General features: G+C 69.9%; 18 protein-coding genes. 2 read left to right on the forward strand and 16 right to left on the reverse strand.

The features are described 5' to 3' along the window. Positions 1-86 precede the first annotated feature (86 nt). The 3 genes from FHX72_RS16155 to FHX72_RS16165 all read right to left on the reverse strand — a co-directional run bounded on the left by FHX72_RS16155 (position 87) and on the right by FHX72_RS16165 (position 2,805). Positions 87-1,463 (reverse strand): EsaB/YukD family protein, encoded by a 1,377-nt coding sequence (locus FHX72_RS16155; RefSeq protein ID WP_183626449.1) that lies wholly within the window; start codon positions 1,461-1,463, stop codon positions 87-89. Positions 1,464-1,570: 107 nt separating this feature from the next. Then, positions 1,571-2,071 carry a hypothetical protein gene (locus FHX72_RS16160; protein WP_068478307.1) on the reverse strand — a complete coding sequence of 167 codons (501 nt, stop codon included), beginning with the start codon at positions 2,069-2,071 and terminating at the stop codon, positions 1,571-1,573. After that, positions 2,068-2,805: an FHA domain-containing protein gene (locus tag FHX72_RS16165; protein WP_068478309.1), complete on the reverse strand. Its 738-nt coding sequence runs from the start codon at positions 2,803-2,805 to the stop codon at positions 2,068-2,070. Before FHX72_RS16165 ends, FHX72_RS16160 begins: the two co-directional genes overlap by 4 nt. A gap of 140 nt (positions 2,806-2,945) precedes the next feature. Here FHX72_RS16165 and FHX72_RS16170 point away from each other — a divergent pair, with 140 nt between their 5' ends. Continuing rightward, entirely contained in the window at positions 2,946-3,293 is a 348-nt protein-coding gene (locus FHX72_RS16170) for a hypothetical protein (RefSeq protein ID WP_068478311.1), read from the forward strand. 47 nt (positions 3,294-3,340) lie between these two features. Next, the gene (locus FHX72_RS16175; protein ID WP_068478313.1) at positions 3,341-3,649 is read left to right on the forward strand and encodes a hypothetical protein; all 309 of its coding nucleotides are present in this window, start codon (positions 3,341-3,343) and stop codon (positions 3,647-3,649) included. A gap of 167 nt (positions 3,650-3,816) precedes the next feature. Here FHX72_RS16175 and FHX72_RS16180 read toward each other — a convergent pair whose 3' ends face one another. From FHX72_RS16180 to FHX72_RS16240, 13 genes are all read right to left on the reverse strand, one after another. After that, positions 3,817-4,326: a DUF6301 family protein gene (locus FHX72_RS16180; protein ID WP_183626451.1), complete on the reverse strand. Its 510-nt coding sequence runs from the start codon at positions 4,324-4,326 to the stop codon at positions 3,817-3,819. A 63-nt stretch (positions 4,327-4,389) separates the two neighbouring features. Next, positions 4,390-4,860 carry a hypothetical protein gene (locus FHX72_RS16185; RefSeq protein WP_068478316.1) on the reverse strand — a complete coding sequence of 157 codons (471 nt, stop codon included), beginning with the start codon at positions 4,858-4,860 and terminating at the stop codon, positions 4,390-4,392. After that, positions 4,850-7,303, reverse strand: a complete 2,454-nt coding sequence (locus FHX72_RS16190; protein WP_183626453.1) for a DNA/RNA non-specific endonuclease — start codon at positions 7,301-7,303, stop codon at positions 4,850-4,852. The genes FHX72_RS16185 and FHX72_RS16190 overlap by 11 nt, the downstream gene beginning before the upstream one ends. Then, positions 7,300-7,668 carry a DUF6507 family protein gene (locus tag FHX72_RS16195; RefSeq protein ID WP_183626455.1) on the reverse strand — a complete coding sequence of 123 codons (369 nt, stop codon included), beginning with the start codon at positions 7,666-7,668 and terminating at the stop codon, positions 7,300-7,302. Before FHX72_RS16195 ends, FHX72_RS16190 begins: the two co-directional genes overlap by 4 nt. A 1-nt stretch (position 7,669) precedes the next feature. Next, the gene (locus tag FHX72_RS16200; RefSeq protein ID WP_068478322.1) at positions 7,670-8,005 is read right to left on the reverse strand and encodes a hypothetical protein; all 336 of its coding nucleotides are present in this window, start codon (positions 8,003-8,005) and stop codon (positions 7,670-7,672) included. A 2-nt stretch (positions 8,006-8,007) separates the two neighbouring features. After that, a complete protein-coding gene (locus tag FHX72_RS16205; protein ID WP_183626457.1) occupies positions 8,008-9,147 on the reverse strand; it encodes a DUF6177 family protein in 1,140 nt (379 codons plus the stop codon). A 122-nt stretch (positions 9,148-9,269) separates the two neighbouring features. Beyond that, positions 9,270-10,319 carry a lipoate-protein ligase LplAB gene (locus tag FHX72_RS16210; RefSeq protein WP_068493905.1) on the reverse strand — a complete coding sequence of 350 codons (1,050 nt, stop codon included), beginning with the start codon at positions 10,317-10,319 and terminating at the stop codon, positions 9,270-9,272. An 88-nt stretch (positions 10,320-10,407) separates the two neighbouring features. Next, the gene (locus FHX72_RS16215; protein WP_183626459.1) at positions 10,408-11,355 is read right to left on the reverse strand and encodes an alpha/beta fold hydrolase; all 948 of its coding nucleotides are present in this window, start codon (positions 11,353-11,355) and stop codon (positions 10,408-10,410) included. 2 nt (positions 11,356-11,357) lie between these two features. Further along, positions 11,358-12,206 (reverse strand): transglutaminase family protein, encoded by an 849-nt coding sequence (locus FHX72_RS16220; protein WP_068478328.1) that lies wholly within the window; start codon positions 12,204-12,206, stop codon positions 11,358-11,360. Further along, on the reverse strand, positions 12,203-13,144 hold the full coding sequence (locus FHX72_RS16225) for an alpha-E domain-containing protein (RefSeq protein WP_068478330.1): 942 nt from the start codon (positions 13,142-13,144) through the stop codon (positions 12,203-12,205). The genes FHX72_RS16220 and FHX72_RS16225 overlap by 4 nt, the downstream gene beginning before the upstream one ends. After that, complete coding sequence (locus FHX72_RS16230; protein WP_183626461.1) at positions 13,138-14,928, reverse strand: circularly permuted type 2 ATP-grasp protein; 1,791 nt, start codon at positions 14,926-14,928, stop codon at positions 13,138-13,140. The genes FHX72_RS16225 and FHX72_RS16230 overlap by 7 nt, the downstream gene beginning before the upstream one ends. A 239-nt stretch (positions 14,929-15,167) precedes the next feature. Then, positions 15,168-16,673 (reverse strand): FAD-binding oxidoreductase, encoded by a 1,506-nt coding sequence (locus FHX72_RS16235; RefSeq protein WP_183626463.1) that lies wholly within the window; start codon positions 16,671-16,673, stop codon positions 15,168-15,170. Positions 16,674-17,208: 535 nt separating this feature from the next. Beyond that, positions 17,209-21,786 (reverse strand): proline dehydrogenase family protein, encoded by a 4,578-nt coding sequence (locus tag FHX72_RS16240; RefSeq protein ID WP_183626465.1) that lies wholly within the window; start codon positions 21,784-21,786, stop codon positions 17,209-17,211. Positions 21,787-21,823: the final 37 nt, after the last annotated feature.

Consider the following 21,823-nt stretch of genomic DNA (forward strand, 5'->3'; position numbering starts at 1 on the left):
GGCCAGACCCTGCGGCAAGGCCAGACCCTGCGGCAAGGCCGGCCCCTGCCGCCGGGCGGGACGCGGGGGTGTCGCGCTGGCGGGGATCAACGGAACGCCTCGAGGAGGTCGGTGAAGATGCCGAACGAACCGAGCGCAAGGGGCACAACCGTCAGGACAACAAGGAGCTCCACGATGTCGGCCCACCTCCGCAGCTTCGCTGCGACGACCTCGCTCGGCCGCCAGGCCGCCGCGGCGACCGCGACAAGCGCGACGATGCCGGCGATGAGCGCCTTCTCTCCGGCGCCGACAAGCGTCGTCGACAAGAGCCACAACACGGCCGGCACGACGACGGCCACCAGCAGCGCGATACGGGGCGGCGCAAGGGGGAACGTGCGCATGCGCAGCAGAGCGACGACGGCGAGGGCTGCGGCGAGCCCCTGCCGCCACGCATCCGTCGAGAGCAGCAGCTCGGACAGCGAGAGGAGCGCGACGACGGAGACGGCGATCACCGTCCAGGTGAGCTGCGCAAACGACTCGGCGATCGCGGCCCGCACGTCACGAGTCGAGGCCCGCTCACCACGCATGATGCGGTCGTCGTAGGAGGTGAGGCCACTCAGGGAGAGGGCAGCGCCAGGCAGCAGGCCGAGGGCGGCGACGCTCAGCACCGACGCGACGACGGCGACCCCGCCGCGGTCGAAGCCCGCCAAGCCCAGGAAGAAGAGGATGCTGCTGGCCAGCAGACCGACCGCCGCCCCGTACCTCGCGGAGCTCCGCCGGAACCCGACGCCCCAGACGAGCCCGAGCACGAACCACGCGGCCATCGCGGCGACGAGCACACTGTTCGGCAGCATCGCGCCAGCGACCCCGGCCCCAGCTTCGGCCCCGACCCCAGCCCCAGCCCCAGCCCCAGCCCCACCCCCAGGGACGATCTCCGCCGCGAGACCGAACGCGGCGGGGACGGCGGCGCCGAGCGCTGCGCTCGCGATCGCGACCGCGGCGACGCCCTGACCTGACCGTGCGAGCCCGGCGCCGAGCGCAGCGAGCAGGGCGACGCCGGCGAGCATCCACTGCGCCGGAAGCGCGAACGCGCCCATCGCCCACATCGTGGCGCCCGCCGCCGCTGCCCCGGCCGCGACCGCGAGCGTCACTCGCGTGTGCGCCTCCGTCCAGGCATCGCGGCGCGAGGCGCCCGCCTCGGTGATGGCGTCGGTGATGTCGATGACCTCTGGCGCCTGCGGGGCGTCGTCGGCGGTCGTCACGCGCAGCATCGCCCCTGGCCGCACCCCCTGCTCTTCGAGGGATGCGTCGAAGTCGAGGGATGCGCCGGTGAGCGTCGTCAGCGTCAGCACGTCGCCACCGCGCGGCTTCTCCTCGAGCAGCTCGAGCACGTGCGGCAGCAGCGCCCCGACCGGTTCGCCGTTCGGGAGGGCAAGTTCGGCCTTCCGCTCGGTGCCGATGACGGTGAGTCGCGTGTACGACACTCAGTGCTCCTCAGGGTTGGTTCGGCTGGCGGTCGTTCGGCTGCGCTGCGCACGGCCGGCGTTCGTCGTGCGGGCGCCAGCTCCGCGGGGGCTCAAGCGACGCCGGCTCACTCGACCACCGTCAGCGTCTGCGGATCGATCGTGATTCCGCTCGTCGGGTTCGTGTAGTACCCCGTCGCAGGGTCGATGTACCAGCCGAGCCTGGTGTCGATGAGCTTGCCGTCGGGGTCGGTCGCGTAGCCGGTTGCCGGGTCCACGACGAAGCCCGTGCGAGGGTCGGTGTACTGGCCCGTCGCCTGGTCGAGGAGGAAGCCCGTGGCCTCATCCTTCACGACCGTGCCGCCCGGCTGCACGGGGTTCGCGGCAGCCGCAGCCTGGAACGCGGAGATCGCCTCCTGCTGCTTGCGGTCCTCGAGGAGGTTCACGACGAAGCTCGTACCGAGGCACGCGCAGCAGATGACGGCCCCGAGGATGACGGAGCCGAGCATGCGCCCCACGTTCGTGTTCACGACCCGCCTGGTCGCCTGCGGACCGTGCGCGAGTGCGCCAAGCATCCGCTCGCGGTGGGCGCGAGTCGTGTCGATGAGGGTGCGGTCGGCTTCGCTCATGCCGCGACCCCCGCTCCGACCGCTGCCGCGCCCGGCCGGCCGAGCCGCACACGCCGTGAGCCCAGGGCGAGGACGGTACCGAAGGGCACGGTGATGGCCGTCTCGGGCTGGAGCCGCTTCGGGTCTCCGCCGGCGAACGCCCACGTGCCGCCGACGCTGCCGAGATCCGTGACAAGCACGCCGTCGAAGTTCGGCTCGAGGCGCACGTGGGTCGGGGCGAGGCTGCGCGAGAAGTCCGGCACCGCGACAGGCCGCTGCCCCCTCGAGGTGACCTGCGGCGCTCGCCCCACGATGACAACTCCACGGACCACGTGTCTCGACCCGTCGTCGAAGCTCAGCTCGAGGTCTGGGCTCGAGAAGCGCTGAGGCACGCGCGTCGGCGGGGCGAGTTCGATGGCGGACGGCACCAGCCTGAGCGGGTCCTGCCCTTCCCGGATGTTGAGGGTTGCGCGCGCGCCTGCGAACGGATGCCCGGGCATCCCCGTCGAGCGGGCCACGGTGCGCAACCCCAGGAGCGCGTGGCCCGCGCTTGTGCCGAGAGCCGCGCGCATCCACCACCAGGCGCCGAGCATCACGAGAGCGGCGGACACGCCGACCACGACTGCAAGCGGGACGCTGTGCCTCGCGGCGAGGAGTGAGAGGCCCGCGGCCAGCGCAGCTCCAAGCGCCACGTCGACGACGACCGACCAGGCAAGCTGGGAGGTCGCCGCTGGGAGATCGGCCGTTTTCCACACGAGTCGCAAGGCTAGTCGGCCAGACCCGACCCTGGGAGGGGAGAAGTACCCGGGGAAAAGTTGGACGGCGGCGGCCCTCTCATGCTGGACTGACGTCTCGGACAAGAACGCGCGCCGATCGCGGTGCTGGAGAGGATGCCATGAAGTTCGCAATGGAAGACCAGACCCTGGTCACGCTCGGCAACAAGTCACAGACCGAATCGGACGACCTCGGCGAGCTCGTGAAGCAGCTCTTCGACGCAGCCGAGCCGCTCTCCTCGACCTTCAACGGGCCAGCGAAGGCGAGCTTCAACAACTTCAAAGCCAAGACCGACGACATCTCGAACGCCCTCAACTCGGCGCTCCACGGCATCGTCACCTCGATCAGTGGCCAGAACAAGGCATTCGTCGGTGCCTCCGATGACGGAGCCGCGACGCACGAGGCATCCGCGAACTCGACCGACTTCAGCTCCGAGTCCTTCCTGACGCGCATCCGCCCGCAGGCCTAGGGCCAAGCGCTCAGACGACAGACGCGACGAGAACGAGGAGAACACGCATGTTCACAAACCAGATGGATCGCAACGACTACAGCATCGTCTCTTCAGAGGCGACACAGGCGAACTTCGAGCAGGTCGCTTCCCGGCTTGAGTCGGCGCTCGACCGCCGCGACACCGACGTGAAGCAGGCCATGGCCGACTACCAGGCCGACGGCGTCTCGGAGGAGTACGCGCAGCTCGAGCAGCAGTGGAACTCGGCCGGCCAGCAGGTGCGCGACGTCATCGCCGCAATCCGCAACTCGCTCGTCGAGAACGACGACGTCGCACGCCGCGCTCTGTCGGCGGCACGCGCGTCGATCCCGAGCTAAGCACCGGCGCAGCGGACGAACGTGAGCGGCGGCGAGCATCCGGCACGGGATGCTCGCCACCGCTTTGTCGCGCGCGGCCGTCGATCTCACGGTCGGCAGGGTCGGGGATTCGGCGCTATCTGTCCACATCGCCATCAGCCTCTTCGAACGCGAGAGCAGCGGTGGGGTCAGAGTTCGGCCCCTGGAACTCGATCGGGGCTCAGCCCGACCTTCTCCTCACGGCGCTCGATGTCGGCATAGTCAGGCTGCAGCGCGATGAGCGCCACGCTCGTGTCGAGCGACTTTAGCCAAAGGCGGCCGCCGTTGTCGAGATCCCAAGCGATGTCGCTGCCCTGACGTGCGGCTCCCTCACCGAGTATCTCCGCGAGCTCCGCGCCGAGTTGACGCCGGGCACCTGCGACATCGGCGGCACCGCTGGCGTCCGCGCCGCTGAGCTTCACCTGGATCTCGGTCACCGACTCGTCCTTGACGGAAGCCGAGGCGTTCGAGACGCGTTCGGGCGACTCGATGTATCCGGTCCGGTAGCGAGCGCTGCGGCTCGTCGACCGGGCTTCCGACCATCCCAGCACTGCGGCTACCCCGGTCAGCTCTTGCTTCGAGACCGGCCAACTGAGCCCCGTCAACACCTCGCTCAGGCGGGCAACGGCGCTACGGTCCGCGACGTTCTGCGTCTTCATGGTGTCGTCTACTTCCCAAACCCGAGGTCGAGCTCATTCGGGTGCGCGCCCCGACCCACAGCGTCATGAGCGACGCGCGGCGCGCCCCTCTGCGAGCTTGGCCTTGAGCCATTCGGGCTGGTTGGCCTCGTCTCGCGGGAACTGCTCGAGGTCGGTCAGGTACGCAACGGCGTCGACTGGCGCATCCCACTCTGGCTCGTCGTCGTAGTTGTACTCCGCTGAGACTGCTCCTTGCGCCGTCACTGAGACCTTCGCGCTGAACCAGGTGCCGGCCCCTTCGCGGTAGGTCGCCGACCGCAAGTCTCGGACGGCGTCACGCAGGGTTTCCGTGAACGGGAGCGCGTTGAACTGCCCGTCGCTCATCTTGTACTTGCCGTTCGGGTTCGCGGCCCGCACGCGCTCCGACGTGACCGGGGCGAGCACCGTCCCGAGGTACTCGGCGCGTTCGTCTCCCGGGCCGAGCAGGCCGTGCAGTTCCTTCGCGACCCGCGTGAGGGCTTCCTGCTCAGCAATGAGTCCGCGTTCATTTAACATTCGAAAACTCCTTGTTGACGGGCATCTCGCCGTTGACCGAGTACGTTACCTGCACGCGATCCGGCACCGTACTCCCGTCCGGGTAGTGCGGCTTGATCGAAACCTCGATCGTCGTCGAGGGGTCTTTCTGGAGGAGCTCACGCCACGAGTTCTCCAGGTTGAAGTAGCTGTCGCCACCACCCCTGTTGATCTCTTTCAACATGGCGATGAGGTTGGCGTCCTCTGGTCCGCCACCAAAGCCGTTCCCGAACAGGTGTCCACCATCGTACCCATCGCCGCCTTCGTCTCCGATGCGCGACTGCACGCTTGGCGACCGGTCCGCGTCTCCGAGGGCCAGCTGCTCCGTGTGCGCACCGACGGTGCGGCCGGCATGGTCCGTCTCGAAGACGTGGGCGGCGCTCGCGCCACCTGAGACCTCGCCGACGTTCGGATGCACCACGTAGGTTGCATTCGGCTGCGGGTGGAGCAGATCGGCGTTGAGGTTGCCCGTCGTCCCATAGTTCGCCTCGACGTAGACGACCTTGCCGTCAGCGTCCGTGTAGAAGTCGCCCCGGCCCTCGACCCGGTACAGGCTGTTCGGTGCCAGGTCGCTGCTCGCCGCGAACGGCGTGCGGGACCCGGGAGCGTCCGCCTTCGGGACCTCGACTGTCTGGGTCGGCTCGGGGCGCGGGTACTCAGTGGGTGGCTCCGGGTAGAACGCAGCGGCGGCCGGTCCGGGCGGCGTGCCCTCTGCGTCGGGCGCCGCCTGCTCGCCGTTCGTGTCTGGCACCGGCTTCGCGCCCGGGGCATCCTGCTGGCCGCTGCCATTCTGCTGGCCAGGGGCGTTCTGCTGGCCGTCTGCATCCTGCGTGCCGTTGCCCGACGGATGCTCGGCCTCGACCTCAGGTGTCCGCGTCGGAGCCGGCTCAGGGCCGCGCACCCCGTTCGGGCCTTCAGGGGTGCCGGTCGTGCCAGACGTGCCAGGCGAGCCAGACGAGCCAGACGAGCCAGACGAGCCGGTCGTGCCAGACGGGGAGCCGGCGGAGCCCGACGGCGCACCTGCCGCCACGGGCGTGGAGGTGCCGGTGCCTGGGGCCGGCGTAACCGCTGGCCCTGAGGGCGGCACCGCAGCGCCAGGCGCATCCAGCCCGAAGTGGGACGAGACTGGAGGCACCCCGCCCGTCGGGGAGAGCGCATCCACGACCCCGGTCGCTCCCACGTACGGCGTGATCTTGAGGCCGTCTGGCGAGAACTTGATGCCCTTCGTGGCGAGGCCGACGGCAAGCGAGCCACCGGGGATCGCGAAGTCGGCGGCGAACCCGCCGACCCGCGTCACGATCGAGCCGACCTTGCCCGCGGTCGAAACACCCTTCGCGATGTTGGCGCCCGGGATGAAGAACGTTCCGATGTTCGCGATGGTCTCGGTGCCCGTCGCTACCGCGTCCTCCTCCCACGCGTGGAAGCCGTTCTCGCCCGCGAGCGCTGCCTGGTGGTCCCAGCCGATGAGGCTGCCCCAGCCGGTCGCGGCCACGTTGACGCGGTCGTCGAACCACTTGTCCGCCTCGGACCCCGGCGCGACGAGCTTCACTGCCCAGGTTGTCGGTGACAGCACCACGGCGGTCGAGAGGGCGAAGTTGCCGAGGCCGCCCCACGCGGCTCCGGCCTTGTCCCAACCCCAGTCACCCGATTCCGGGTCGCGGCCGATGAGCGACGCGGCACCCGTCCACGTGCCATGCCAGAAGTTGCCTGCGCCGTGCGCAACCGACTCCGAGCAGTTGCGGTCCTCGTCTGCCGGGTAGCCCCACGGCAGCTCCGTCGACGCCATGATCGCCTCAGCCGTGATGGCTTCGTCTTCGGTCACGTACGCGCCGGTGCTGAGCGTCTCGAGGCCCGCGGCGCACGTGGTCGCGGCCGCGGAAACGGTTTCGATGATGGCGGCGTACTCGGCGAGGAGTGACTCGTTCTTCTCGATGGCCGGGCCGTGCTCGGTCCACGGGATGTGCTCGCTCTTGTCGCCCAGCTTGGTCACGTCGGTCGTCCAGAACTCTGACGAGAACAGGCCGTGCGCATCCCAGATCGTCACGTTGTAGCCGCGCAGCGCCTCCTGCCGGAACGTCGCCGCCCGCTCCTCGAGATCCTGGAGCGTCGTCTTCACGCCCTGCAGTTCCTCCGCGTACGTGCGCAGGTAGCCTGCGGCGCTCGAGAAGCTCGTCTCGACGTCGGTGGCGGCGTTGCTCGCCGGCGTGATCGCGGCGTACACCGATTCCTGCTCTGGTGCCTGGTAGGAAGCGCCGATGCCTGACCAGGTCGAGCTGATCGTCGACACCTTCTCCACGAGGCCGGTACCCATGCCCTCGAGTGACGTCGCGGAGCCCTCGATGGCCGACGTGTCGAGATCGGCGCTCTTGCAGACGAACGCGGACGGGTCGATGAGCCCGTCACCCGTGCAGACTTCGATCGTCATGCGTCCTCCCGGTAGCCGTGCTGCTCGAAGAAGCTGAAGTCGCCGGCCGAGCCGTCGGCGATGGCGCCCTGGAACTCGAGCGCCATCTGCTCCTGCCCGGTGTTGTAGGCGTAGACGGCGTTGGCGACGCCCGCCACGCTCGCGTTGACGGTATTGCCGACGGCGGTCACGTTCGACTGCTGCTCCGTGAGGAGACCCGCGAGGGCCTCGGAGACGCCAACCGTGATGCCGCCGCCCCAGGCGACACCGGCCATGACGCCGTTCATGCCGGCCTCCGTGATGACGGTCGCGAGCTCACCCTGCGTGGTCTGCACGCTCGTGAGCACCGTCTGCACCCCCGTGGGGTCGATCTTCCAGTCGGCCATGTCACACCCTCTCTGTCACGGTGCCACCGAGTGCGGCGGCGATTTTCTCGGCTAGGGCCCGGCCCCGCTGCGGCTCGCTCCTCGGAACTGTCAGGTCCGTCCACAGTCCGAACGCGACAGGCGGATGCGCAACGGCGGCGGCCGCACTCGTCGGGTCGGCGATGGGCTGGCTCTCGAACACCGTGAGCAGCGACGCCTCCGCCCCGTCGACGGCATGGCGCACCGCGCCGTTCTCGAAGGAGATGAGTTGCCCGTCCGGGTGCGTCTCGGCGATGACGCGCGCGATGGCCTCGTCGCTCGGCGCGACCTCGCTCAGCAGGACCAGTTCGATGGGCACTGTCAACTCTTCCCTGTGTTGGTGTCGCCCGTGGCGAATTCCACGGCGAGGGCGGATGCGAGGTGTTCCTGGTCGAGGTCCGTCGCCAAGGCGCGCAGCTGGTACCAGAGCGGGTCGCCGCCGGAGAGCCGCACGATGATCGCGGGCGCACGGCGGAGACCAACGGTCGTGACGTCGTGCTGCTCGGCGAGCGCATCCACGTCGACGGCGAGGTCGCGCACGGCCCGGGCGCCGAGGAGCACCGCGAGCGGCTGCTCCGGGCGCCGGACGCCGGGCAGACGCCCGAACGACCCGCCCCGCTCCTCGACCTCGCCGGTCGAGAGTAGCGCGACGTTGACGCGGCTCGCCTCGGCGAGCTCGCGCAGGGTGTCGAGCACGCGGGGGTGCGCTGCGAGGGAGCCTCGCGGGTCGCGGGCGAGCGCCGCGAGGTCGGCGTCGCGGATCGGAACCGCGCCTCGAACGTGCTCGAGGATGCCGGACTTCGTGCGCGAGACCGCCAAGCTGACGGTCGAGCCGTCGCTGCCGGCCGCGTAGTGCCGTTCGGTGACGGGCATCTGCCGGCGCATCGACTCCGTGACGGCGGCGTGCGACCAGCGCTGCGCGAGCGGCTCGACGAGGCCCCAGCGCTCGATGCCGGCACCGCCGAGACCCGCCACGAGGAGGTCGGCGGCGCCCCCGATGAGGGTGCGGTCGTCGGCGCGGTCACGAACGTAGACGTCGAAGACGAACGACGGCACTGAGTGCTCGCGCAGGCGCGAAAGCGTCGGGTGCGGTTCCGGCTCAAGACCGGGTTGGGGCATCCAGAAGTCACCAAAGCTACGGATACGCGTGCCGCGGAACGCGTCGAACATGGCGCCGCCGTGCGAAACGGCCCAGTACCCGCCGGCCGCCTGGAACGCATCCGCCACGAAGCTCGACACGTGCGCCTGGTCGGTCGTCACGAGGATGGGGCGGAGGCGCGAGAACTGCGCGTCGATGAGGAACCGCTGCAGGGGCCTCGACAGCGTGACCCGCTCGGCAGACGCCCAGTAGACGGTGTAGCCGCCGCCGGCGCCGTCGGGCCCCCGCTCGTCGGAAAGCGGGTCGATGAACGCGGTCACGCGGGCGCCCCTGCGCTGCTGGGGGCGAAGCTTCGTGGGCACGACATGGCGGATCCTTCGGGGAATTCTCGGATGAATCGCCAGCGTAACCACGCATCGCGAGAGACGCGATGGGGACTTCTCCCCTACGCGGGCTCGACTCTCAGGTTCCGCGCCTCAGGCGCTCAGGGAACCCGATGCGTCCACTCGCGCGACGCAAACTTCGACTGCGCCAGCTCGCGCGCCCTTGCCAGTTCTTCGTCGGTCAGCTCGCCCGGCGTGCCACCGTAGTGCTCGACAAACGTCTGCTTGAAATGTTCGATGATTGCCGAACGCTCCATGCCGGTCTGCGACCGCAGCGGGCTCACGCGCTTGTTCGCCGACTGTGTGCCCTTATCGCTCAGCTTCTCGCGGCCGATGCGCAGCACCTCCGTCATGCGGTCACCGTCGATGTCGTAGCTGAGCGTCGCATGGTGCAGCACCGCACCGGAGCCGAGCCGCTTCTGCGCCGCGCCACCGATCTTTCCTGAAGGGCTCGCGATGTCGTTGAGCGGCTCATACCGGGCGTTGATGCCGAGCCCGTGCAGCGCATCCAGCACCCACGAGTCCAGGAACGCGTACGACTCCGCGAACGACATGCCGTGCACCAGATCGCTCGGCACGTACAGCGAGTAGGTCACGACCGAGCCGGCCTCCATGAACATGGCGCCGCCACCCGTGATGCGCCGCACGAGCTGCACCCCGTACTTGTCGAGGTTCTCTTGGTCGACCTCGTTCTTCACCGACTGGAACGAGCCGAGCACCACGGCTGTCTCCTCCCACTCCCAGAGGCGCAGCGTCGCGGGGCGGCGCCCAGCGCCGACCTCCTCCGTGAGCACCTGATCGAGGGCGACGTGCTCGCGCGGCGAAAGCGGTCCCGGGTGCAAGATCTGCCAGTCGTACGCGCGCCAGTCGCGGGCACCCAGCACGGCCCGTCGAACGACCACGCCAACCGCTTCCGGCGTGACACCGAGCAGCTGCGCATCCTCGCGCAGGCCATCGCGCACCGCGGCCGTGATCTCCTCGGCGCTCGCGTCCCCCGGCAGCCCGTTCAGGGCGCCGTTGATGTCATCGAGCGCCTCATCCGGCTCGAGGAAGAAGTCTCCGGCGAGGTGCGCGTCGACGATCCGGCCGCCCTCCACCTCGAGGTCGACTGTGACGAGCTTCCCGCCAGGAACCTTGTACTCACCGTGCATGACAGCACTCTACGGCGAGCGGATGCCTGGCGGGCGCGGGCAAGTATCCGCACGACCAGATCGGTGCCATCGGCGCGGCACCGCTGAGCTACACGGGCAGCGGGATGCGCGCATCCAACCACGCGACGATGTCGGCGATGACCTCGTCACGATTCAGCTCGTTGAGCAGCTCGTGCCGCGCTTCCGGGTAGATCTTGAGCGTCACGTCACTCAACTTCGAACGCTTCAGGTACAGCCGCGCGAGGGCGCGAGGCCCGCGCTCGCCGAAGCCGATCGAGTCCTCGGACCCCGCCATGATGAGCACGGGCACGTCGTCGATCTTGCCCGAGGCGGCACGCGGAGGGATGTGCGCCAGCTGCAGCGCACCCCTCGTCGACCACACAGGCATCTTCGCGATGTCGAAGCACAGCTCGTCATACGCGAACGCGCGACGCGCGTCTGGGTTGCGGCTCAGCCACATGAGCCCCGTCTCGTCGGGCTCGAACCGCTTGTTGAGGTTGCCCGCGTTGATGAAGCCCGGCACCGCGAGGGTCGTGCCCGTGAGGATGCACGCCGAGAAGAACGCCGAGTCACGTGCGAGCAGCTGCTGCGCGAGCAGCGACCCCCACGAGTGCCCCTGCAGGATCAGCGGGAGAGCCGGGTAGCGATCACGCACCCAGGCCGAGATGTCCTCGAGCGCCTCGAGCGCCGCCCGGTTCTCGGTGGTCGGCAGCACAGAGAGCCCGTGCGAGCCGAGCGCCGTCTGCCCGTGCCCGAGGTGGTCGTGCGCGACAACCGAGTAGCCGGCAGCGACGAGGTCGCGCGCGTACGAGTCGTAGCGCTTCGCGTGCTCGCCGGAGCCATGGGACAGGTGGATCACGCCGCGCGGCGACGCACACGCCCACTCGTAGACGTGCACGTCGACGCCGTGGCCGACGGGCACAATGAACGTGACCGGGTCGCCGGACGGGGTGGGCCCGGGAGCGACCGGGCCCCGCGGATCCGCTTCACCGTGCGAACCGTTGCGCGGCACCTGGCCGTCCCCCGAACCCGACATGGTCAGGCCTCCCGCGTGATGTCGACCTTTACGAACAGCTGGGACGAGAACGGGCCCGCGTACACGCCGCGCAGCGGAGGCACGTCGTTGTAGTCACGCCCGCGGCCGACAAGCACGTGGCGCTCGCCGATCGGAATGTCGTTCGTCGGGTCCCAGCCGCGCCACTCGCCGTCCCAGTACTCGATCCACGCGTGCGACTCGCCGCTCACGGTCTCGCCGATCTCGGCGTTCGGGCGCGGGTGCAAGTAGCCGGAGACGTAGATCGCCGGAATCCCGGCCGAGCGCAGGGCGCCGAGCGCGATGTGCGAGATGTCCTGGCAGACCCCGCGCTTGTGCTCCCACGCCTCGGCCGCAGTCGTACGCACGCCCGTCACGCCGCCCTCGTAGGCAACCGCCTCGTAGACGAGGTGCAAGATCTCCATGGCCGTGGATGCTGGCCCGCTGTTCGCGCCCTTCACCTCGGCCGCGAGGGCCTTCACGTCCTCCGGCGGCATCGTCAGGCGAGTCTGCGCCGTCTGCTCGACCAGCTCCACGCTGCGGAGCCGCTCGCGGGCGAGCTCGTCCCAGCTGAGCGACAGCTGCCCAGCCTCGGGGCGCTGGCGCACCTCGACGAGGCTCGACGCCGTCAGCGACAGCTCGGAGTGCGGGTTGAGCACCTCGAACGCCGTCACTTTCGTGCCCCAGTAGTCGGAGTAGTTGTGCGTCGACGAATGCGGGGTGACGTCGAGGTGCCCGAACAGCACGAACTGGCCGTTGTTGGCCATCGGCAGCATGCGGGCCTCGTTGTACGAGGTCGTGACGTCGCCCTCGTACCGGAAGCCGGTGGAGTGGCGGATGCGGATGCGGCTCATGAGTTGTCTCCCACCCAGCTCGGGGCTGTGATCGACGGGAAGTAGCGCTGGCGGATCGCCTCGGACGCCCGCGACACCGCATCCTGCACGCCATCCATGTAGCGGGGCAGGTCAGCAAGCGTGTCGTGGATGGGGCGGTACTCGAGGTCAGACGAGATCTGGCCGAGCAGGCGCTGGGCCTGGTCGGTGACCCCGACGCGTCCGCCGCGCTCGTGGCGCGGCTGGATGTCGTAGAGGCACGAGAGCGCCGTCGACACCGAGTACTGGATCGACCGCGGGAACAGCCGGTCGAGGAGCAGGAACTCCGCCGCGTTCGCCGCGGAGGGCATGCCGTGATACGTGCGCAGGTACGACTCGTAGGCGCCGCACGAGCGGAGGATCGTCGTCCAGGATGCGCCAGACGCCTCCGTCAGCGAACGCGTCGCCAGCAGACGGGCCGTCATGTCGGCCCGCTCAAGCGAGCGACCCAGCATCATGAACTGGTAGGCATCGTCGCGGCTCGCGGCCGAGTTCACGACACCGACCGCGAGCGCCGAGCGCTCACGAACCCACGCGAAGAGGTCGTGCACCTTCTCCTGGCGCACGCTGAACGGCATGCGCGAGTACGTCGCGTTGAGGCACTCCCACAGCTCCGTCGACACGATCTCGCGAGCGCGCCTGGCATTCTCGCGGGCCGCGTTCACCGAGTAGGCGATCGAGGCGGGCTGCGAGCGGTCGACGGCCATGAGGTTCAGCACGTCAGAGCGGGTGAGCTCCGCATCCGGCTGCACATCCGCCGCGCCCATGACGCTCAGGAGCGACCGGCAGGCCGTCGCCTCGTCGACCCACGGGTCCTCGAGCAGCAGCTGCAGGTGCACATCCAGGATGCGCGCGGTGCCGTCGGCCCGCTCGACATAGCGGCCGATCCAGAAGAGCGACTCGGCGATACGGCTCAGCATGCGTCCGTTCCCTTCTGGTTCGTGGCGGCTGCCCCGGCTGGAGCGTGCGCGTCAGTGCGCGCCTGCTGCTGTTGCTGGACCTGTTCCGACTGCGCGTGCGAGTGAGATTGGGCCTGCGACTGCCGGCCCTGCGTCTGCTGCTGCACTTGCTGCTGGTCGCCGCGTTTCGGGGCGTCCTGCGGCATGTGGTCCTGGCGGTGCGGGATGACCCGCAGCACGCCCGTCACGGGGTGCGGAGTCTCCGACACATCGGCCTGGTCGTCGAGGAGTTCCTCGACGCCGTGCGGCACTGGCTTCGAGAAGCTGCGCTCGGCGCCGACGACCCAGGTGTCTTTGGAACCGCCGCCCTGGCTCGAGTTCACAACCAGCTGCCCCTCCGGCAGCGCCACGCGGGTGAGGCCGCCGGGCAGCACCCACACGTCGTGGCCGTCGTTGATAGCAAACGGGCGCAGGTCCGCGTGACGCGGGCGCATCCCGTCTTCCACGAGCGTCGGGATCGTCGAGAGCTGCACAACCGGCTGCGCGATCCAGCCGCGCGGGTCGGCGAGCAGCCGCACCCGCATCTCGTCCAGTTCCTGCTTGTTGGCGCTCGGGCCGATCATGAGGCCCTTGCCGCCGGAACCGTCGACGGGCTTCACAACAAGCTCGTCGAGGCGGTCGAGCACTTCCTCGAGCGCGGACGGTTCTTCGAGGCGCCACGTGTCGACGTTCAGCAGGATCGCCTCTTCCGACAGGTAGTAGCGGATGAGGTCCGGCATGTACGTGTAGACGAGCTTGTCGTCGGCGACGCCGTTGCCCACGGCGTTCGCGATCGTCACGTTGCCGAGGCGAGCCGCCATCATGAGGCCGGGCGAGCCCAGCATCGAGTCGCGGCGGAACTGCAGCGGGTCGAGGTAGTCGTCGTCGACGCGGCGGTAGATGACATCCACGCGCTGGGGGCCGGCCGTCGTGCGCATCCAGACCCTGCCGCCGGAGCAGAAGAGGTCGCGGCCCTCGACGAGCTCGACGCCCATGAGGCGGGCGAGCAGCGTGTGCTCGAAGTACGCCGAGTTGTAGACGCCAGGCGTGAGGACAACCACCGTCGGGTCCTCGATGCCGTCGGGCGCCGAAGCGCGCAGCGCCCCGAGCAGACGGTTCGGGTAGTCACCGACGGGGCGAACGCGCATGCGCGAGAAGAGCTCGGGGAGCGTCTGCGCCATGGCGCGACGGTTCGAGATGACGTAGGAGACGCCGGACGGCACGCGCACGTTGTCTTCCAGCACGCGCATCTCGCCGTGCTCATCCCGAATCAGGTCGATGCCCGAGACGTGGATGCGCACCCCGTTCGCCGTTCGGATACCCTTCGCGACCCGGTGGTAGTGCACGGAGGAGGCGATGAGGCTCGCGGGGATGACGCCGTCGGCGATGGCACGCTGGTCGCCGTACACGTCGTCGAGGAACGCCTCGAGCGCGCGCACACGCTGCTTGATGCCGGCTTCCGTCTTCTGCCACTCGGCGCGCTCGATGACGCGCGGAACCACGTCGAGGGGGAACGGACGCTCCTCGCCGGCGAAGTCGAACGTGACGCCCTGAGCGAGGTACGAGTCAGCGAGCGAATCTGAACGGTGCCGGATCTGCTCCTGCGTCATCCCCGAAAGGACGTCGTAGAGATCTCGGTACGTGCGCCGCGGATCCAGCTCGCCCTCAGGCGCCTCCCCCATGAACATCTCGTCAAATGGCGGCGACAGCGCCGCTTGGGATTGCCTGGTCAGAGCCTGGCTGTAGCCATCGAAAAGGTCACCCATGTCCCGAGCCTAGTGGACGGAATGTGACGCTCTTGTTTCGCGGACTGCCCTCCTGGACGGCACGCCCGAGGTCCCGCAAAATTTCCCATCAATCGAGAGCGCCGTGGGGGTGGCACGCGTCCAACTTGCGTGATCGATCCGGCCTGCATCGCCCGTAGAGGCGGCGAAGCGGGCAGCCATCACGGGAGTTGGCCGGGGCCGGACCCGACGCACGGTGAGCGCGCGGGCGCGGACGCAGGCTACTTGGCGAAGACTTTGCCGGGGTTGAGGAGCCCCTGCGGGTCGAAGAGCCGCTTGATGCCGCGCTGCAGCTCGTACTGGCGCTCGCCGAGCTCCTCTCCCAGCCACTGCCGCTTCAGGAGGCCGACGCCGTGCTCGCCAGTGAGAGTGCCGCCGATCGAGATGGCGTACGTGAAGAGCTCGTCGGCCGCATCCCACACCGCCTGCGGCACGACGGGCTCCGCTCGGTCGTAGATGAACGTCGGATGCAGGTTGCCGTCCCCCGCGTGCGCGACCGTCACGATCGTGGTTCCGGTCCGCGCCGCGACTTCGTCGATCTTCGCGAACATGGCCGGCAGCTTGTCACGGGGCACCGACACGTCCTCGACCAGCACCTTCCCGAGTGCTTCCTTGGCCGCGTAGGCCTGGCGCCGCACATCCACGAGCGTGAGCGCGGACTGCGGGTCGGTGGTCATCCCGACTGTTCCGCCGTTGGCGCGCAAGACGTCCACGATGCCCTCGGCCTCGGCGACCGCGTTCGCGCCGTCCGTCTGGATGAGCAAATACGAGTCACCGTGCGAGGCGAGGTCAACGCCCGTGTACGCGGACACGGCGCGCAGAACGCCCGCATCCATCAGCTCCATGATGGCCGGCTGGATGCCCGACGCAGTGACGGCGGCGGATGCACGCGCCGCGCTCCCCACGTCAGCGAAGTACGCGCCGATCGTCGGCACCACGCCAGGCACAAGCGGGCGCAGCTTGAGCGTGCACTCCACGATCACTCCCAGCGTGCCCTCCGAACCGACCATGAGCGCGCACAGGTCGAGGCCGGTGACGCCCTTCACCGTGCGGTGGCCGACGTCGATGAGCGACCCGTCGATGAGCACAACCTTGAGCCCGAGCACCGCCTCGCGCGTCACCCCGTACTTCGCGCAGAGCAGGCCACCAGCATTGGTCGCGATGTTGCCGCCAACAGTCGAAATGTGCTTCGAAGCCGGGTCAGGCGCCCACCAGAAGCCGTGACCCTCGAGCTCCTCGTTGAGGGCCCCGTTGAGGATGCCGGGCTGCACGACCGCGAGCTGGTTGGCGGCCGAGACCTCGAGGATGCGGTTCATGCGCAGCGTCGACAGCACGATCTCGCCAGCGCCGCCCGCACCGCCGCCCGCGAGGCCTGTGCCAGCGCCTCGGGTGACGACCGGCACCCCGAACGCGCTCGCGATGCGGCACACGGCCTGCACATCCGCGACCGACTCGGCTTCGACCAGCGCCAAGGGCAGCCCATCGGCGACGACACCGGAGCGGTCGACGCGCAGAAGCTCGAGCACCGCCGGGTCAGTCACCACCCGGCCAGGCAGTTCGCGGTTGAGGGCGTCGAGGGCTTCCGCCGACTGCGCGGCCTGAGGAGATTTGGGGCCCTGAAGAGACTTGGGGGCCTGAGGGAACTCGGCGACCTGAGGAGGCTCGGGAGCCTGAGGCGACACGGCAGGCTGAAGGGGCTTGGGGGCTCCGGCGACATCGGCAGACATGCGCCCGATCGTAGGCGAAGCGCCTGCCCCGCGGCTGCCTCTGCTGCCGTTCCCCTGCCGCCCCCTCGGCCGCGAAGAGTGAGCCAGACGCATTGTCGGGCGGCGCGGGAGCCTGCATCTGGCTGACTCTTCCGCTGTCAAGGGCGGGCAGCCGGGGCAGACGCTCCAGACGCTGGGCGAGCGCTTCGGCTGGGGCCGGGCGCTGCCCACGCCGGAGACGCCGGAGACGTTGCAGACACCGGAGTCGCTGACCAACTTCAGTGCAAAATCCGAACCTGAAACCTTCCAACCGCGCTTTCAGCTCGAAATCGCACTGATGTTGGACAGCGCGCCGCGAAGGACGCCGCCGCGGGCCGCGCAGCCCCGGAAGCCCTGCAGCTCAGAAACCTGCGTCCCCAGAAGACCGGAAGCCCGGCGCCCCCAGTACCCTCCCAACCCAGAACCCCGGCGACCCAGGAGCCCGAAGCCCGCGCCCACGCCCACGCCCACGCTCGCGCCGCATGCCCATGCACACGCCTCGCGACGAGCGGGGGACCTACCCGCGGGACTTGATGGGGCCCTGCGTGATGGGCGCATCCGGGTCGATGGTCTGCTCGTACGGGAACAGTTGCTGCATGCGCGGGTCGGGGTGCCCGTTCCGGTGTGCGGTGATGGAGATCGCCTGCTCGCGGAGGAACGGGAGCGCCTCGATGCGGCCGGCGGGCGTGACCTCGTCCGACCAGATGGAGATGTCCGGGTCGCCCTGGAGGGCGTCGCAGAACTCGCGCCGCTTGCCGCCGACGAGGCGCACGCGCAGCGTCTCGATGCCGCCTGTGCGCGCACGCTCAGCGAACTCGGCGTCGGTCTCGCGCTGCACGGTGAGGTTCTGCGCGTGCAGTTCGGCGAGAACCGCATCCGGCACCTCGATGCCCGAGGTGATGAGCGGCTTCGCGCGCACGATGCGGGCCGCGACGATGACGCGGATGAGGTCTGCGAGCGTGGCGTCCTCGGCGGCGCGGATCGTGGCGCGCGCCGGGATGTACCGCATGAGGTTGCGCTCGAACTTCAGGTTCGAGACGTCGGAGACCTCGCCGAATTCCTCGTTGAACGCGATCTGGTCGCTGAGTGAGGCGCGGCGGAGGCGGTCGAAGGTCTCGTAGTCCATGAAGGGCGCCGCCGACTCGATGAGCGCCGTCGCCTGCTCGTCGATACCGCGAAGGTGCAGGGTCTGCGACTGCTCGCCGTGGTTCGAGCGCCACGTGCCGAGCGACAGCAGCGAGTTGGGGCCGCCGAACTTCGTGGCCGTGCCGACCATCGAGCGAAGCCAGCCACCGAACGGCTGCCGCTGGGGCGTGTTGCCGAGGATGTCGCGGTTCACGTAGAGGTTGCCCGCCTCGACCCGTCGCAGCCACTCGGCGATCTCGGTGCGGTCGAGCGAGTGGATGCCCGCCGTCAGCCCGTACTGCGTCGAGTTCTGCAGTCGGATGGCGTCGTCGAGGGTGTGCGTGTGCATGACGCTCAGCACCGGGCCGAAGAACTCGGTGACGTGCTGATAGCTGCCGGGCTTCACGCCGACGCGGATCCCAGGCGACCAGAGGCGGCCCGTGTCGTCGAGCTGGCGTGGCTCGACGAGCCACGACTCCCCCTCGCCGAGCGAGGTGAGCGCGAAGCGCAGCTGCGAGTCGGGCGGCGAGACGAGCGGACCGACGACCGCGCCCGGGTCGCTCGGGTAGCCGATGCGCAGCGACGCGACGGCGTCGGCGAGCTGCTCGTGGAATCGCTTCGAGCGCGCCACGGAGCCGACGAGGATGACCGTGCCGGCGTGGCCGGGACGCTGCCCCGCGCTGAGGAACGCGCTGCGGGCGACGTCGAGCGCGGCCCGGTCGAGGTCGGCGCTCGGCATGATGATCATGGAGTTCTTGCCGCTCGTCGCGGCGATGAGCGGCAGGTCGGGGCGCCAGCGCAGGAACGAGCGCGCCGTCTCCCAGTTGCCGCTGAGCAGCACGCGCTGCACGCGGTCGTCGGTGATGAGCATCTGCCCGAGCTGCTCGTCCGAGAGGAGACTCTCGTCGCAGATCGCGAGCTGCACGAGGTCGCGCGGGATGTCGGCGTCCCAGAGCACCTCCGCGAAGACGGCGGCGGTGCGGCGCGTGCGCGGCGACGGCTTCAGCACAACCGCGCTGCCCGCCGCGAGCGCCTGCGCAGTGTGGCCTGCGCTGCCGGCGACGGCCGGGACCCAGGAGGGCGTGACGACGGTGACGGCGACGGGCTCGAAGTCGGCGCCCTGCATGCGGTCCAGCTGGCGGGCCAGGTGCGCGTAGTAGTTGGCGAGGTCAATGCAGCGGCTCACATCGGCGTCGACGTCGGGCAGCGGTGTCCCCGTCTCGGAGACCGCGACCTCGATGAGGCGCGCCCGGTTCGCTTCGAGCGCCTTCGCCACCTTCTCGAGCACAGCCGCCCGCTCCCAGCCTGGCTTCTGGGCCCACGGCTCGGCCGCACGCTCTGCTCGCGAGAGCAGCGCATCCACGTCTCCCGGCTCGTGCAGCAGGTGCCGCTCGACCTCGTCGACGCCGAGCTCGCTGCGCGGCACTCGGCGCTGGATGGAGAGCAGCCACTCGCGGTTGCTGGCGAGCGACGGGTCGGTGCCTGGAGCGTTTCGGAACGTGTTGCGCAGCAGCCTGCCCCGCTTGAGGCCGAGCACAACCTCGGTGAGGCGGGGGCTCGGCCCGGTGTCTGCGGGGTTCTCGGTGACCTCTTCTTCGTCTTCGATGACGGGCTTCGCGGCCGGCTTCAGTTTCTTCACGCGCGCTGGCCGTTCGGCTGCGGGCTCCTCGTCCTCGAAGAGCCCTTCTGGGAAGAGCTCGAGCTGGATGCTCGCGGTCACGGTCGCCGCGTCGTCGGCCAGCACGCGGTCCTGCTCGCGGTTCGGGCCCGAGTCGATCTGCCGCATGCGCGCCGTCGCGCTGAGGAGGCGCTCGTCGTCGGGATGCACGGCGTCGGCACCCACGCCGGGAGCGATCGCCGCCTGCGCCGCTTCTGCCGGCTCCGCACCGAGCTGCCTGGCGCGCACGTCGACTCGGTGCTGCAGATAGCTGGCCGCGTGGCGCTGCGTGGTGCCGGCAACGACGGGGGTGCGCTCGACAAGCTCGACGCCTGCCGAGCGGATGCGCTCGAGCGTGGCCTCATCCACGGAGCGCGGCACGACAACCCGCACAGGCTTCGGAAGACCGCGAGCCTTCGCGATGGCGGCCGCGAGGGCGACGTCCCGTCGCGCATCCGCTTCGACCTCGACCCTGAACGCGGCGACGTGGTCGATCGCGAGGGCCTCGTCGAGGAGGCGCGCGAAGTTGGCGTCGACGTCGGCCTCGGACGCGTAGGTGGCGAGGCGCCAGCCGTTGATGACGGCGTCGGCCCGCTCGAGCTCGTGGTTCGCGTCGCGGGTGATGGCGACCGTGATGTCGGAGCCAAGGTCCTCGCGACGCATGTGCGCCCATCCGCCGATGCGGCGGAGCAGTCCGGGAGTCTCGGGGAACTGGGCCGGCAAGGAAATGCCGACGTGCAGGCCGCGCAGCTCCTCCTGCTCAAAGGCGCGCATGAACGCCTGCACCGTCAGCTCGAGGTCGGCGGACGACTGCGCGCGCAGCATGATGAGCGGCGGCGTCGGCGCGGTGAGCGCGGCCCGGCCGAGCGCCGAGAGCTTGAAAACGACGCGCTCAAGGGTGCCGTCGAAGTCCCAGAGGGCCGGCTGCGCCTCGATGTCGACGACCCGCAGCTCGACCTCGCGGACCTGGCCTGCCGCGAGCAGCTGCGTGTAGGTCTCGAGGCTCGCGTTCGAGCCTCGCTCGCCGAGCACGGCATCGCCGAGCAGGCGGATGCGCGACACGGCTCCCCGAGAGGCGGCGCGCTCGGTCGCGGCGGAGATCTCGGACGGCAGGTTGCGGACAGTGTCGTCGCCGAAGAACGCCGACGTCGCGCGGCGCATGAGCGGCACCGCGAGCCACGGCACCCCGGGACCGGCGAAGGCGCCCAGCTGGAACGCCCGCTTCGTGCCGGTCGAGAGGCTCGCGGGGAGCTTCGGGGCGAGGTCGCCGAGGCCGTTTCCTGCCGCAATGGCGTCGTCCGGCCGGATCACCTCATCGATGAGAGAGCGGAGGAAGTCCTCGCCGTCAGGGCCGCTGAGCACGCGGTCGAGCTCTGAGGTCGTATCGGCGCGACGCTTCGCGCGCTGGCTCGAGGCGGCCTCTACGGCGGCGGCCCGCTGCGCGTCCGCGGCGGCGGCCTGCTCGCGCCAGCCGCGCAGCACCGCGAGCGCCGCCGGCAGCGCTTCGGAGACGGGAACGTCGCGCAGCTGCGTGACGACGGGCATCGCGGCGGTCGGAGGCGCCGCGTCTACGGAGGGCTTGGACGCGGGGGCCGCGTCGCTCGCGTCGCGATCGCTCGTCGCCGTTCGCCCCTCGGCGCGGAGCGCCGCGACGATCGAGCCGTCGACGGTGACGGTCTGGTCGACGCGCGGGGTCTCGTCAGCAGTCGGAGCAGCCGCCGCGTCGCGGTCCGCGGGAGCTGTGCGCCCCTGCGCGCGTAGAGCGGCAACGATCGAGTCGTCAACGGCAACAGTCTGGTCGACTCGTGGGGCGGCGTCGGCGTGCGGTTCGTTCTCACCTGGCGCGTCGTCCGCGCGCGGCCCGCCGGCGGTTCGGCCCTCGGCGCGCAGCGCCTCCACGATCGAGTTGTCGACGGTCACGGTCTCGTTTGCGGCGGGGCCGGCCGGTTCATCCGCTTGCAAGGCCCCGCTGAGCTCGGCCTCGAGCTGCTCGTCGGCGCCCACCCCGGCGGTGTCGGCCGCACCGGCAGCCGAGCCGTCAGCGCCAGAAGCACCAGCGCCCAGAACGTCTGCGCCTGCCCCGTCGCCGTCATCCGCCCCGCCCTCGCGCTTCGCGAGCACCTGCTTCACAAAATCGGCACGCTGAACCCGCCTGGCGTCGACCTCTTCCAGCCCGCGCGCGCGGCGATCGGTGTCGCCGCGTCCGCCCGATCCGCCCACTCCGCTCGAACTGGCACGGTCGTTCGAACCGCTCGGAGGAGGAGTCGCGCCGTGGTGCCGTGATTCTTCACTTTGTTCCGACGGGATGCGCATGCGAACGAGCGTAACCAGCGCACCTTCAGGCCAACCC

Source organism: Pseudoclavibacter helvolus, from assembly GCF_014191305.1.
In the GTDB taxonomy this organism is placed as follows: domain Bacteria; phylum Actinomycetota; class Actinomycetes; order Actinomycetales; family Microbacteriaceae; genus Pseudoclavibacter; species Pseudoclavibacter helvolus.